Origin of the sequence: Collinsella sp. CM84Y_54, from assembly GCF_036317945.1 — a bacterium.
In the GTDB taxonomy this organism is placed as follows: domain Bacteria; phylum Actinomycetota; class Coriobacteriia; order Coriobacteriales; family Coriobacteriaceae; genus Collinsella.
The window spans coordinates 112,071-124,823 of sequence record NZ_JAWQCX010000002.1; the positions used below are offsets into that span (position 1 = coordinate 112,071).

Annotated in this window: 20 protein-coding genes; 1 reads left to right on the forward strand and 19 read right to left on the reverse strand. The window is 60.5% G+C overall.

Features of this window, described 5'->3' with window-relative positions; all coding sequences use genetic code 11:
• Positions 1-16: 16 nt before the first annotated feature.
• The 18 genes from rpsD to yqeB all read right to left on the reverse strand — a co-directional run bounded on the left by rpsD (position 17) and on the right by yqeB (position 10,423).
• Positions 17-613 (reverse strand): 30S ribosomal protein S4, encoded by a 597-nt coding sequence (gene rpsD, locus V2391_RS03610; protein ID WP_006235275.1) that lies wholly within the window; start codon positions 611-613, stop codon positions 17-19.
• A gap of 19 nt (positions 614-632) precedes the next feature.
• Entirely contained in the window at positions 633-1,037 is a 405-nt protein-coding gene (gene rpsK / locus V2391_RS03615; RefSeq protein ID WP_006235274.1) for a 30S ribosomal protein S11, read from the reverse strand.
• Positions 1,038-1,051: 14 nt separating this feature from the next.
• On the reverse strand, positions 1,052-1,426 hold the full coding sequence (rpsM, locus tag V2391_RS03620) for a 30S ribosomal protein S13 (RefSeq protein ID WP_022094275.1): 375 nt from the start codon (positions 1,424-1,426) through the stop codon (positions 1,052-1,054).
• Between the two features lie 14 nt (positions 1,427-1,440).
• On the reverse strand, positions 1,441-1,554 hold the full coding sequence (rpmJ, locus tag V2391_RS03625) for a 50S ribosomal protein L36 (RefSeq protein WP_006363204.1): 114 nt from the start codon (positions 1,552-1,554) through the stop codon (positions 1,441-1,443).
• Positions 1,555-1,701: 147 nt separating this feature from the next.
• Complete coding sequence (gene infA, locus V2391_RS03630) at positions 1,702-1,920, reverse strand: translation initiation factor IF-1 (protein WP_035137443.1); 219 nt, start codon at positions 1,918-1,920, stop codon at positions 1,702-1,704.
• Positions 1,921-2,024: 104 nt separating this feature from the next.
• Positions 2,025-2,813, reverse strand: a complete 789-nt coding sequence (gene map / locus V2391_RS03635) for a type I methionyl aminopeptidase (RefSeq protein ID WP_329738298.1) — start codon at positions 2,811-2,813, stop codon at positions 2,025-2,027.
• On the reverse strand, positions 2,810-3,436 hold the full coding sequence (locus V2391_RS03640; protein WP_006235269.1) for an adenylate kinase: 627 nt from the start codon (positions 3,434-3,436) through the stop codon (positions 2,810-2,812). The genes map and V2391_RS03640 overlap by 4 nt, the downstream gene beginning before the upstream one ends.
• An 18-nt stretch (positions 3,437-3,454) precedes the next feature.
• The gene (gene secY / locus V2391_RS03645) at positions 3,455-4,741 is read right to left on the reverse strand and encodes a preprotein translocase subunit SecY (RefSeq protein ID WP_089573561.1); all 1,287 of its coding nucleotides are present in this window, start codon (positions 4,739-4,741) and stop codon (positions 3,455-3,457) included.
• Entirely contained in the window at positions 4,735-5,184 is a 450-nt protein-coding gene (gene rplO / locus V2391_RS03650) for a 50S ribosomal protein L15 (RefSeq protein WP_006235267.1), read from the reverse strand. The genes secY and rplO overlap by 7 nt, the downstream gene beginning before the upstream one ends.
• Before the next feature lie 3 nt (positions 5,185-5,187).
• The gene (rpmD, locus tag V2391_RS03655) at positions 5,188-5,370 is read right to left on the reverse strand and encodes a 50S ribosomal protein L30 (RefSeq protein WP_006235266.1); all 183 of its coding nucleotides are present in this window, start codon (positions 5,368-5,370) and stop codon (positions 5,188-5,190) included.
• 2 nt (positions 5,371-5,372) lie between these two features.
• The gene (gene rpsE / locus V2391_RS03660; RefSeq protein WP_006235265.1) at positions 5,373-5,897 is read right to left on the reverse strand and encodes a 30S ribosomal protein S5; all 525 of its coding nucleotides are present in this window, start codon (positions 5,895-5,897) and stop codon (positions 5,373-5,375) included.
• A 14-nt stretch (positions 5,898-5,911) separates the two neighbouring features.
• Complete coding sequence (rplR, locus tag V2391_RS03665; RefSeq protein WP_055252235.1) at positions 5,912-6,280, reverse strand: 50S ribosomal protein L18; 369 nt, start codon at positions 6,278-6,280, stop codon at positions 5,912-5,914.
• 75 nt (positions 6,281-6,355) lie between these two features.
• Positions 6,356-6,892 carry a 50S ribosomal protein L6 gene (rplF, locus tag V2391_RS03670; protein WP_329738299.1) on the reverse strand — a complete coding sequence of 179 codons (537 nt, stop codon included), beginning with the start codon at positions 6,890-6,892 and terminating at the stop codon, positions 6,356-6,358.
• Positions 6,893-6,925: 33 nt separating this feature from the next.
• On the reverse strand, positions 6,926-7,324 hold the full coding sequence (rpsH, locus tag V2391_RS03675) for a 30S ribosomal protein S8 (RefSeq protein WP_006235262.1): 399 nt from the start codon (positions 7,322-7,324) through the stop codon (positions 6,926-6,928).
• A 119-nt stretch (positions 7,325-7,443) separates the two neighbouring features.
• Complete coding sequence (locus V2391_RS03680; protein ID WP_022094280.1) at positions 7,444-7,629, reverse strand: type Z 30S ribosomal protein S14; 186 nt, start codon at positions 7,627-7,629, stop codon at positions 7,444-7,446.
• Positions 7,630-7,708: 79 nt separating this feature from the next.
• A complete protein-coding gene (gene rplE, locus V2391_RS03685) occupies positions 7,709-8,266 on the reverse strand; it encodes a 50S ribosomal protein L5 (protein WP_006235260.1) in 558 nt (185 codons plus the stop codon).
• Positions 8,267-8,575: 309 nt separating this feature from the next.
• Positions 8,576-9,619: an XdhC family protein gene (locus tag V2391_RS03690; protein ID WP_329738300.1), complete on the reverse strand. Its 1,044-nt coding sequence runs from the start codon at positions 9,617-9,619 to the stop codon at positions 8,576-8,578.
• A 9-nt stretch (positions 9,620-9,628) separates the two neighbouring features.
• Positions 9,629-10,423 carry a selenium-dependent molybdenum cofactor biosynthesis protein YqeB gene (gene yqeB / locus V2391_RS03695; protein WP_329738301.1) on the reverse strand — a complete coding sequence of 265 codons (795 nt, stop codon included), beginning with the start codon at positions 10,421-10,423 and terminating at the stop codon, positions 9,629-9,631.
• 102 nt (positions 10,424-10,525) lie between these two features.
• Between yqeB and yqeC the strand changes: the two genes are divergently transcribed.
• Positions 10,526-11,260: a selenium cofactor biosynthesis protein YqeC gene (gene yqeC, locus V2391_RS03700; protein WP_329738302.1), complete on the forward strand. Its 735-nt coding sequence runs from the start codon at positions 10,526-10,528 to the stop codon at positions 11,258-11,260.
• A gap of 118 nt (positions 11,261-11,378) precedes the next feature.
• On the opposite strand, the gene hydA is transcribed toward yqeC, so the two are convergent.
• Positions 11,379-12,746, reverse strand: coding sequence for a dihydropyrimidinase (gene hydA / locus V2391_RS03705; RefSeq protein ID WP_329738303.1), 1,368 nt, complete (start codon positions 12,744-12,746; stop codon positions 11,379-11,381).
• Positions 12,747-12,753: the final 7 nt, after the last annotated feature.

The following is a 12,753-nucleotide window of genomic DNA, read 5'->3' on the forward strand; positions in this document are numbered from 1 at the left end:
CAGCAGCCCGGATGGACTACTTAGAGTAGAGCTCGACGATGAGCTGCTCGTTGATATCACCGCTGATCTGCTCACGCGTCGGCAGAGCGAGCACGTTACCAGACAGCTTCTCGATATCGACCTCGAGCCAGCCAGGGACCTCAAAGCGCTCGGAGGAAATCAGGGCCTCCTTGATGGGGAGGAGGTCACGGAACTTCTCGCCGACAGCGACGACGTCGCCGGCCTTAACGCGGTAGGACGGGATGTCCACGCGCTTGCCGTTCACGGTGAAGTGACCGTGACGGACGGACTGACGAGCCTCTTTGCGGGTGCGGGCGAAGCCAAGACGGAAGACGACGTTGTCGAGGCGAGACTCAAGGATGATCATGAGGTTCTCACCGGTGACGCCGTTCATCTTACGGGCCTTGTTGAAGTAGCCGTGGAACTGCTTCTCCAGAACGCCATAGATGAACTTGACCTTCTGCTTCTCACGCAGCTGCATGCCGTACTCAGATTCCTTGCGACGGCGCTTGGGCTGACGGATAGATTCCTTCTTGCTGCTGTAACCGAGCTCAGCGGGATCGATCCCGAGCTGACGGCAGCGCTTAAGAACAGGAGTCCTGTCGATTGCCATATTGATACGATCCTTTCAGTTACACGCGGCGACGCTTCTTGGGGCGGCAGCCGTTGTGCGGAATGGGGGTCTTGTCCTGGATGCTCGAGACCTCGAGGCCAGCAGCCTGGAGGGAGCGGATGGCGGTCTCACGACCGGAGCCGGGGCCCTTGACGAAGACGGAAACCTTCTTCATGCCGTGCTCCATGGCCTGCTTGGCAGCAGCCTCGGCAGCCATCTGGGCAGCGAACGGCGTGGACTTACGGGAGCCCTTGAAGCCCACCTGGCCAGCCGACTTCCAGGAAATGACGTTGCCCTGGGGATCGGTGATCGAAACGATCGTGTTGTTGAACGTAGAACGAATGTGAGCCTGGCCCACGGAAATGTTCTTACGGTCCGCGCGCTTCAGACGGGCAGCGCGAACGTTCTTCTTAGCAGTAGCCATCTATCTAGCGCTCCTTATTTCTTCTTCTTAGCACCGATCTGACGCTTCGGGCCCTTGCGGGTACGAGCGTTAGTGTGGGTGCGCTGGCCGCGGACCGGGAGGCCCTTGCGGTGACGAAGGCCGCGGTTGCAGCCGATGTCCATAAGGCGCTTGACGTTCTGGTTGCGCTCACGGCGGAGGTCGCCCTCAACCATGATCTGATTCTTATCGATATAATCGCGGATGGCGTTAACCTCATCCTCGGTGAGGTCCTTAACGCGCGTGTCCACGTTAACGTTGCACTCGACGCAGATCTTCGTCGCAGTGGTGCGGCCGATGCCGTAAATGTAGGTCAGACCGATCTCAACGCGCTTCTCACGCGGGAGGTCGACACCATTAATACGGGCCAACGTAGTCTCCTCTCTTAACCCTGACGCTGCTTATGACGGGGGTTCTCGCAAATAACGAGGACCTTGCCATGGCGCCTAATGATTTTGCACTTATCGCACATCTTCTTGACCGAAGGACGTACCTTCATCGTTCTTCCTTTCGGTAGCGCTCAAACTACTTCCCTACTATCTACTCGCCCAGCCGCAGGCGTTTAAAACTATGGCTGGTCTTCACACGCAAACCGACCGTAGGTTGAGCTAAGCCTGCAGTCGGAAAAGAGCGTGTATGCGTGCCGCTATTTATAGCGATAGGTGATGCGACCGCGGGTCAGGTCGTACGGGGAAAGCTCCACGACAACCCTGTCACCGGGGAGAATGCGGATGTAATTCATTCGGATCTTGCCAGAAATGTTGCACAGAACCGAATGACCGTTCTCGAGCTCAACCTTAAACATGGCGTTGGGCAGCGGCTCCTTTACCGTGCCCTCGAGCTCAATTGCGTCTTCCTTCTTCACAAGCAATCATCTTTCTCTAGAAAACGACAGCGATTGAGTATTCTACAATACGCATGCACGTATCGTAATATCTTCGTAATGGCTCCACATCTAAGTGGAACTTGTTACATTTCTCCGCCCTGCAGGGAGCACCAGGAACCCTGGGCATCCGTGGTAAGAATCACCGGACCGTCATTGGTAATGGCGACGGTGTTCTCGTAGTGCGCGGCGGGCAGGTGGTCGTTGGTCGTAACGATCCAACCATCGGAGCCTGTGCTCACATGATTGGAACCCATCGTAACCATCGGCTCGATGGCGATGACCATACCAGCCTGAAGGCGAACGCCTCTCCCCTTCTTTCCATAATTTGGAACGTTGGGGTCCTCGTGCATCACACGGCCGATACCATGCCCCACGTAATCGCGAAGCACGCCGTAACCGTGAGACTCAGCGAGGGACTGAACGGCATAACCGACATCCCCGATATGGTTACCGGGAACAGCCTGCTCAATGGCAGCCTTAAGGCAATCGCGCGTAACCTCGCACAGGGCCTTGGCCTCGGGCGTGGGGGTGCCGACGAAAAACGTCCAGGCGTTATCGCCGACCCAACCGTCAACGACAGCTCCCGTATCGATGGAGATGATATCGCCATCACGCAGGATCATGTCAGGGTTAGGAATACCGTGAACCACGGCATCGTTAATCGATGCGCAAATGGTCCCCGGGAACCCACCGTAACCCTTAAAGGCAGGGGTGCCGCCATGCATGCGGATAATCTGCTCGGCAAGCTGATCGAGTTCGAAGGTCGACACGCCGGGGCGAACCATGGCTCCAACGTGGCGGAGCGCCATCTTAGATAGCGCTCCTGCCTTCTTCATCTGCTCAATTTGCGTTGCAGACTTAATCTTGATCATAGACCGAGAGCCTCTTTGACATCCCCGTACACGGTCTCGCGAGCCTGGTCGCCGTTGACCGACTTGAGCAGACCCTGGCCACGATAGTAGTCGACGAGCGGGCTCGTGGACTTCTCGTAGACGTCGAGACGGTTCTTGATGGTCTCGGGCTTGTCGTCGTCGCGCTGATACATCTCGCCGCCGCACTTGGGGCAGGTGGCATCGGCAGCCGTGCCGGTGTAACCGCAGGCGCGGCAAGTGCGACGCGAAGACAGACGATCGATGATGACCTCGGGGGCCACATCGACCAGAAGGGCGCAGTCGATCTCGCGACCCATGGCGGAGAGCTCGGAATCGAGCGTCACAGCCTGGGCGGTGTTGCGCGGGAAGCCATCGAGGATGAAGCCCTGCTGGGCGTCATCGGCGGCAAGGCGCTCCTTGACAAGGTCGATCACGAGCTGGTCGGGAACGAGCTCGCCAGCGTCCATGTACTTCTTAGCCTGAATACCAAGCTCGGTGCCACCCTTGACGGCAGCACGCAGCAGGTCGCCCGTGGAAATGTGAGCGACGCCAAACTCGGCGACGAGCTCCTGTGCGACGGTGCCCTTACCGGCACCCGGAGCTCCGAGCAATACGAGGTTCATGAGCAATCCTCCTCTAGCCTATTTAAAGAATCCATCGTAATCATACATCTTGATCTGGCCTTCGAGCTTATCGACCGTGTCGAGCACGACGCCGACCATGATGAGGATGGACGTGCCGCCAAATGCCTGGATCAGATGGTTACCCGTGAAGGAGAAAATGATCGAAGGCACGATGGCGATGAGCGCCAAAAAGACAGCGCTGGGAAGCGTGATCTTGTTGAGCGCGTTCTTGATGTAGGCCGCGGTAGCCCTACCCGGACGCACGCCCGGAATAAAGCCGCCCTGCTTCTTAAGGTTGTCGGCCGTGTCATCGGGGTTGAACACCATGGAGGTGTAGAAGTACGCGAAGAACACGATGAGGACAACGTTAAGCACCCAGTTGAGCCAACCGGTCGAAAGCGCAGAGGCAACTGCCTGAATCCAGCCGATGCCGGGGAAGAACACGGCAATCTGAGCCGGGAAGTACAGCAGCGCCGAAGCGAAGATGATCGGCACGACACCCGCGGTGTTGACCTTGATGGGCAGGTAGGTGGTCTGGCCACCCATCATGCGACGGCCCACGACGCGCTTGGCGTAGGAGACCGGGATGCGGCGCTGGCCGCGCTCAAGGAAAACGATCAGCGGGATGACCAGCAGGATGATGGCGCAGATGATCACCATGGTGATGATGCCACCGGCATTGCCCTCGGTGCTGGAGAAGATCGCCTGCGGCAGACCGGCCATGATGTTCGCAAAGATGATCAGCGACATGCCATTGCCGATACCGCGCTGGGTGATGAGCTCACCAATCCACATGATCAGCATGGCGCCCGCGGTGAGCGTGCCGACGACCATGAGGTCGAAGATGATCTCGGGAGCGCCGGCGCCATTAAAGCTGATGCCGAAGCTCTTAAAGAGGAAGAGGTAACCCACGGAGTTGAGGATTGCCAGAGCCAGGGTGAGGTAACGCGAATACTGCGTAATCTTGGTCTGACCGACCTCGCCCTCGCGGGCAAGCTCATGCAGGGAAGGCACAACGGCCTGGAGCATCTGGAGGATGATCGAGCTGGTGATGTAAGGCATGATGCCCAGCGAAAACACCGACACATAGCTCAACGCGCCGCCAGAGAAAAGATTCAGGAGGGCCATAGCACCTGCGGCGACCGAATTGTTATCGGTCGAGAAAAGGCCCAGCATCCCCTGGAAGGGAATGCCGGGCACAGGAACGTGCGCACCAATGCGGTACACGACGAGCATAGCTATGGTAAAAAGAATCTTTTCGCGCAATTCTTTGATGCGGAAAGCATTCTTAAGACCATTTAGCACGGCAGCTCGACCTTTCCGCCGGCGGCCTCGATCTTGGCCTGCGCAGAAGCGCTGACCTTGTCGACCTTGACCGTGAACTTCTTGGTGAGCTCACCATTGCCGAGCACCTTGACGGGCTCGAACTCGCTCTTGGTGATGCGAGCGGCCTTAAGAGCGGCACCGTCGATCACAGCGCCGTCCTCGAACTTGCGCTCGAGACGCTCAACGTTAACAGCGGTGTACTCGATACGACGGGGGTTACGGAAGCCCGGAAGCTTGGGCAGGCGCATAGCCAGAGGAGTCTGGCCACCCTCGAAGCCGGCACCCTTGGTGCCGCCAGAGCGGGAACCCTGGCCCTTCTGACCGCGGCCAGAAGTGGTGCCGTGACCCGAAGAATTGCCACGGCCGACGCGCTTGCGGTTCTTGGTGGAACCGGGCGCGGGAGTAAGATCGTGAAGCTGCATTTGCTACTCCTCTACAATCTCGACAAGGTGCTTGACCTTGAAGATCATGCCGCGGACGGACTCGTTGTCAGCAATCTCGCGAACCTCGCGGATCCTGTGGAGACCGAGGGCACGGACAGTACGGACCTGGTCCTGCTTGCAACCGTTGGTGCTGCGGACCTGCTTGATCTTGATGGTGTCAGCCATGCTTAGTTCTCCTTACCGACGAACATCTCGGAGACCGTCAGGCCACGGCGAGCCGCGACGTCCTCAGGGCTGGAGAGCTCCTTGAGGCCCTCGACGGCAGCCTTGATGATGTTGAGGCCGTTGTCGGTACCGAGGGACTTGGACAGGACGTTCTTGATGCCAGCAAGCTCGAAGAGGGGACGCACAGCGCCGCCGGCGATAACGCCGGTACCCTCGACAGCGGGCTTGATGATGATGCGACCGGCACCAAAGTGGCCGAGAACCTCGTGCGGGATGGTGCCCTGCTCGGTCACCGGCACGTGGAACATGTTCTTCTTGGCATCGAGAGACGCCTTGGAGATGGCCATGGGCACCTCAGCGGACTTGCCCATGCCAACGCCGACGTTGCCCTTGCCGTCGCCAACGACGACGAGAGCGACGAGGCTCATGCGACGACCACCCTTGACGGTCTTCGACACGCGGTTGATGTAAACGACGCGCTCCTCGAACTCGGAGGCCTCGCGCTGCTGCTTCTGATTACGAGCCATGTGCTACATACCTCCTAGAACTCGAGACCGGCGGCACGAGCACCGTCGGCGAGGGCCTTGACGCGACCGTGGTAGATACGGCCACCACGATCGAAAGCGACCTTGGTGATGCCGGCCTCGATGGCACGCTTGCCAACGAGCTGACCGACCTTCTCCGCAGCCTCCTTGTTCGAGGTGTGGGTGCCCTTGAACTCGGCCTCGAGGGTCGAGGCGGAGACGAGCGTCAGGCTGGAGCCCTTGCTGTCGTCGATGATCTGGGCATAGATGTTGGCGTTGGTACGGGTCACGCGAAGACGCGGACGCTCGGCGGTACCCGAGACCTTGCCGCGAACACGACGCTGACGACGCTTGAGGCCTTCCAGCTTCGCCTTATGCTTGTTCATACGTAAACTCCTAAAAAGGTTGATCTTGCCAGCACCTAACGGGGTGCTGGTCTTATGCGAGTAAGTCGGTTACGACTACTTGGCGGCCTTACCCAGCTTGCGGCGGATGTGCTCGCCAACATAGTGGATACCCTTGCCCTTGTAAGGCTCGGGAGGACGATGGCCGCGAATCTCAGCGGCGATCTGACCGACCTGCTGCTTGTTGATACCCTTGACGTTCACGTGGGTGTTGTCGGGAACCTCGAAGGTGATGCCCTCGGGAGCCTCGACGATCACAGGGTGCGAGAAGCCCAGGGAGAACTCGAGGTTCTTGCCCTTCTGCTGCACGCGGTAACCGACGCCGGCGAGCTCGAGCTTCTTCTCGAAGCCCTCGGAAACGCCAACAACCATGTTGTGGATGAGGGCGCGGGTGAGGCCGTGGCGGGCACGGGTCTCACGCTCGTCGTCGGGACGGGAAACGGTGAGGACGTTGTCCTCGACATTGATGGTGAGCTTCTCAAAGACATCGAGCTCGAGCTGGCCCTTGGGGCCCTTGACGATAACGTTGTTGCCGTTGACTGCCACTTCGACTCCGGCGGGAATCTGGACAGGCTTATTACCGATACGAGACACGGTGATCTCCTTTCCTTCTACCTACCGACCGAATTACCAGACGTAAGCGATGATCTCGCCGCCGACGTTGTGCTTGCGAGCATCGCGGTCGGTCATGACGCCATGGCTAGTGGAAATAATGGCGGTACCAAGGCCGCCGCGGACGCGGGGCATGTCGGCAACGCCGGTGTACTTACGCAGGCCCGGCTTGGAAATGCGGCGGATGCCGTTGATGACCTTAGCCTTCTTGGGACCATACTTAAGCGTGATGTGCAGAGTCTTCTGGGGCACGGTGTCCTCGACATCGTAGCCCTCGATGTAGCCCTCCTCGTGCAGAACACGAGCGATCTCGACGAGCTTCTTGCTGCTCGGCATGGAGACCGTGGCCTTGTTCACAGAGTTAGCGTTACGGATGCGCGTAAGCATATCTGCGATCGGGTCTGTAAGGTTCATACAGATTCTCCTTCGTTCTTGATGAACACGTGCTCTTGGTTCTTCGCCGCCCTTAACGGCAAAGCCTATTTAGCGCGTTTTCCCTGTTCCAAACTGATGCTTGAAACGCTGGTAGTGACTTACCAGCTGGCCTTCTTAACGCCGGGAAGCTCGCCCTTGAGTGCAAGCTCACGGAAGCAGACACGGCACAGGCCGAACTTGCGGTACACAGAGTGCGGACGGCCGCAGCGCTGGCAGCGCGTGTACTCACGAGTAGAGAACTTCTGCTTGCGATTGCACTTGACGATCATCGATGTCTTAGCCACTTATATCCTCCTCACATAGAGTATTGTTCGCCCCAAGCGCCGCCCCCTTGTGGGAACGGCGCTTATGGGGCAGGTGAACCTATTTCTTGAACGGGAAACCGAAGGCGTCCAGAAGGGCCTTGGCCTCCTCATCGGTGTTGGCGGTGGTCACGAAAGTGATGTCCATACCACGCTGGTGATCGACGGAGTCGAAGTCGATCTCGGGGAAGATGAGCTGCTCGGTGACGCCCATGGAGAAGTTACCACGGCCGTCGAAGCTCTTGGCGGAGATGCCGCGGAAGTCGCGGATACGGGGGATCGCGACGGAGGTCAGACGATCGAAGAACTCCCACATACGGTCGCCACGCAGGGTAACCTTGCAGCCGATCGGCATACCAGCGCGCAGGCGGAAGGTAGCGATGGACTTGCGGGCACGGGTGATCATCGGCTGCTGGCCGGTGATGGCGCGCAGGTCGCGCACGGCACCGTCGATGGCCTTGGAATCGGTAGCGGCCTCGCCGACACCCATGTTCACGACGATCTTCTCAAACTTGGGGATCATCATGACGTTCTCGTACTGGAACTTGTCCTGAAGCTGCTGCTTGACCTCGTTGTTGTACTTGGTCTTCAGACGCGGCACATACTTCTCTTCTGCCATTGTTCACTCCTTCTTGGGGTTTTAAGCACGGGGCGTGGCCACGATGGGTTGTCCTCGTGCCTCCTGGCTGCATCCGCGCCGCTCATGGCATTTCGCGGTTTGGACTCGACGCAGCAGGAGCCGACAAAACAATCGGTACTATACGCGCATCGGGAGCGTATTTCCAGAAAAACCTCTTCTGCCTGCACAACTCCACAACTCCCCCGCACAAATGGATCCCAAAAGCTGTTGCGGTGAAATAGTTCCTGCCGACCGCCCGTCGGGCCCATCTAGGAACTATTTCGCCGCAACTTATTGATGGGGATGAGATTAGCGCTTGCGGGGGACGAGTTTGGTGCGGCGCAGGTGGATCATCTCGGCGGCGATGGAGATAGCGATCTCCTCGGGGTCCTCCGCCTCGATGGCAACGCCGATCGGCAGGTGCAGCTCGTCGATTTGCTCCTGCGTAAAGCCCTCCTGCTCCAGGCGGGCGCGCACAAAGGCCGTCTTACGGCGCGAACCCAGACAGCCCAGGTAGGCAGGCCTGGCGCGCATCGCCTGAATCACCACGTCGATATCGGACTTGTGGCCCGCCGTGGCCACGACCACCAAGTCGCGCGGACCGATGGGGCACAGCTCGCTCAGGTTCTTGTAATCGACCAGGCGTCGATCGTAGACACCGGGCACCCATTCGGGGGTCAGCGTACCGGGGCGGTCGTCACAAGCCACGACGGCAAAGCCCGCCGCCGTGAGCACCCGCGCCGTTGCAGCGCCCACGTGGCCGCAGCCAAAGATATAGGTCAGGCCCTCGGGGCAGAGCGTCTCGATGTGCGCCGGGGGAATCTCGGAGGCGGCGTTGGTGTAGGTGACCTTACTCCCCTCCTCCACCAGCGAAAGCTCGGGGCAGCCCATTATGGTGCGGCGCGATGCCTCGCCATGGTACTCGGCCACATCGCCCTCGATCGCCTGGGTGACAAACGGTTCAAAGTCGATGACGAAGTCGCCGATGCGCCGATAGGCCAAAACGTCGGCAACCGACTGGAACAACGGCACCTGCGATACATCCAGGTGCAGATAGCACAGGCAGATGGCTCCGCCGCAGATCATGCCAGTATCGGAGTTCTCGCCGCCCATGGTGTAGCGGACCAGACGCGATTGCCCTGCGGCCAGCAGCTCGCGCGCCTCGTCCAGCGCAAAGAGCTCAATCTTGCCGCCGCCGATGGTGCCCGCTTGGCTGCCATCGGCAAAGACGGCCATCCAGGCGCCCACGCCGCGCGGCGATGACCCTGCCGTACCGGCAACTACCACCAGCTCGCACGTCTTACCAGCCTTCAGGGCGCCAAGCGCAGCATTCACCACATCGAGCTTTTCCATTGCAATTTCCTATCCCTGGAATACACCGGTGAGCATGGCGAGCGCCTCGAGTACGCCGCCGCCGACCGACGTCGCCTTGTCCGAAATATAGTTGATATAGCTGGCATCGCCGCGCGGGTCGACGTCGGCGCACTTAAAGCCCTCGGTCACCTGAACGCCGTCGGCCAAAAGGCCGCGCAAGCAGCCGTCAATCTGCGTGACCATGGGAGTATCACCCGCATACCCGATCACATCGCCGGCACTCACGATGTCGCCGATCGCGCGGTCGGACCTAAACACGCCGGCGGCGGGGCTGTGGATAACACGCTCCTTGCCGTATCCGCCGATCATGCCCGGCACGCCCGTGTTGGGCTGGGGCGAGCCCTGGGTGATGACGCGGCCCAAAAAATGCCCGCGCATAGTCTCGACCACGGCATCGCAATCAACCGGAGCGGTAAAGCCCGGCCCTACCGCGATGACGGCAGGAGCCATGTCGCGCGTGGTGCCCAGATTGCGCTTAGCTAGAATCGCGTCTACCACGGCCGCGGGTCTAAGTTCGCCGAGCATCTGTGCCTGGGGGTCCACCACCACGGCGACATCCCCCGCCTCGGTAATCTCAAGCACCTCGACCGGCGTCTGCGCCAAGCGGGCACGAATGCCCTCGACCTGGACCTCGCCCAGGCGAATGGCCTCGCAAAAACTGATTGTGCGACGGATGCACGTGGGGACCGCGATATCGGCCATGACAACCGACACGCCGGCGCGTACCAGACGAGCAGCCACGCCCGTGGCGATATCGCCGGCGCCGCGAACATAAACGAGCATTCCCGGGGCACCTCCCTGTGCTACGGTTTGAGCAGAGCAAAAGCGGTTCGACCGCTACTCTGATGATTATTTATTATCACAGTATTATACGGCGGTGAACAGATGGAAACGGTTAACGGCAGCCTTGCCTCCACGCTCAAGATTGAGCCGGGCATTACCGCGATCATCGGCAGCGGCGGCAAGTCGACGTTGCTCAAGACGCTGGGTCTCGAGCTCATGCGCGCCGGCGGCAGGGTGCTTCTCTGTAGCACCACGCACATGTTTCCCGTCGCCGGTGTGCCATGGGACGGGTCGAACCGTCGCCTGGACGCCGCGCCTTGGCAGCCGGGGACCCTGCATGTTCCCGGCTGCACCTGCGAGGCATGCGCGGGCATGAGCCGCGGAAGCATCTGCCAAGCAGGCGTCTTGGACCCCGAGACAGGTAAGCTCTCCTCCCCTGCCGAACCGCTCGACCAGCTGGCGCAGCGCTTTGACTATGTGTTGGCCGAGGCAGATGGCAGCAAGCGACTCCCACTCAAGGCCCACGCCGCCTGGGAGCCGGTTATTCCTGCCGGCACTGCCAACGTCATCTGGATCGTCGGCGCCTCAGGCTTGGGCAAGCCCATCAACGAAGCCGTCCACCGCCCCGAGCTCTTCTGCGAGCGCTGCGATTGCGAGCCCACCGACATCGCCACGCCCGAGCGCGTCGCCATGGTGCTCAATGCCGAACTGCGGATGCTGAACCTCAACTATGCCCGCATCATGCTCAACCAAGTCGACACGCTTGCCGACCCGGTCGTGGCAAGCCGCTTTGAGACTGCCCTCAGCCGCCCCATCGTCGCCACCAGCCTCAAATAGCCGGCGCTGCCCCAGCAGACCTATAAGTTGCGGTGGAATAGTTCCTGAAACGGCCTATTTGGCGGCTAAACAGGAACTATTTCACCGCAACTGCGAAGGGAATCCGGCGCCCTTCTTGTTAGCGGGGGACGTAGCGGCCGGGTTGGGCTCCGGTGGGCTCGCCGTCGCGTGCCGCCAGCACGCCGTTCACAAACACGGCCTTGGCGCGGCCATGTGCCTCAAAACCCTCGAGCGGCGTGTAGTCCACAGCCTGATGCTGCGTCGCCGCGCTAACGGTCCAGCGCGCCTTGGGATCCCACACGCACACGTCGGCATCGGCGCCCTCGGCAAGACAGCCCTTGCGCGGATACATGCCAAAGACGCGCGCCGGGTTCTCGCTCATCAAGCGGCACAGATCCTCGGGTCCCAGCTGGCCCTCAAAGCTCGTAGCGATCGCGACGGGACGATGCTCCACGCCGGGCCCGCCGTTGGGAATCGCGCGGAAATCATCGCGTCCGCGGTCCTTTTGCCCGTGTAGGTTAAAGCTGCAGTGGTCGGTCGCAATCGTATCGATCTCGCCTGCCACAAGCGCCTCGCGCAGCGCGGCACGGTCGCCGGCATGGCGCAGTGGCGGGCTCATCACGTACTTGGCGCCCGCAAAGCCGTCCTCGCCCTGCTCCAGATAGCAGGTGTCGTCGAGCATCAGATACTGGGGGCAGGTTTCGACATAGATATTCTTCTGCCCGCGCGCCTTGGCGGCACGGATGGCCTCAAGACCAAGCTTGGTCGAAAGGTGCACCACGTTGACTGGTGCGTCGCCGGCCAGGTGCGCCAGATACAACAGACGGCTCACGGCCTCGGCCTCGCACACATCCGGACGGCTGAGCGCATGGCCCTCGGGCCCGTGGATGCCCTGCTCAAACACGCGCTTCTGCAGCTCATTCACCAGCGTGCCGTTCTCGCAATGCACGCACAGTATGCCGCCAATACGCTTGAGCTCCTCGAGCACCTCGAGCGTCTCGGCATCGTCCAAGCGCAAATGATCGTAGGCAAAGTAGGTCTTAAACGACGACACGCCCGCCTCGCGCATGGCCGAAAGATCGGCGCGGTTGCGCTCATTCCACTCGGCGAGTGCCATATGAAAAGCGTAGTTGGCCGTGCAGGTTCCGTCGGCGCGGCGATGCCACTCGGCCAAGGCATCGGGCATGGTCACGCCGCGATCGGCCGTCGCGTAGTCCACAATGGTCGTCGTGCCGCCGCAGGCGGCCGCGCGCGTGCCGGTCTCAAAGCTATCGGCTGTCCAATCCATGCCGGTCCAGCACTGCATGTGCGTGTGGCCGTCGATAAAGCCGGGAAACACCCAGCAGTCCGCGGCATCCTCGACGGTATCGCCCTCGACCGGCTCAATCGCCGCGGCGATCCGCACGATCTTATCGCCATCCATGGCAAGATCGGCGCGGCGAAGCCCCTGGGGCGTCACGAGCGCGCCGTTTTTGATGATGATCATGTTACTC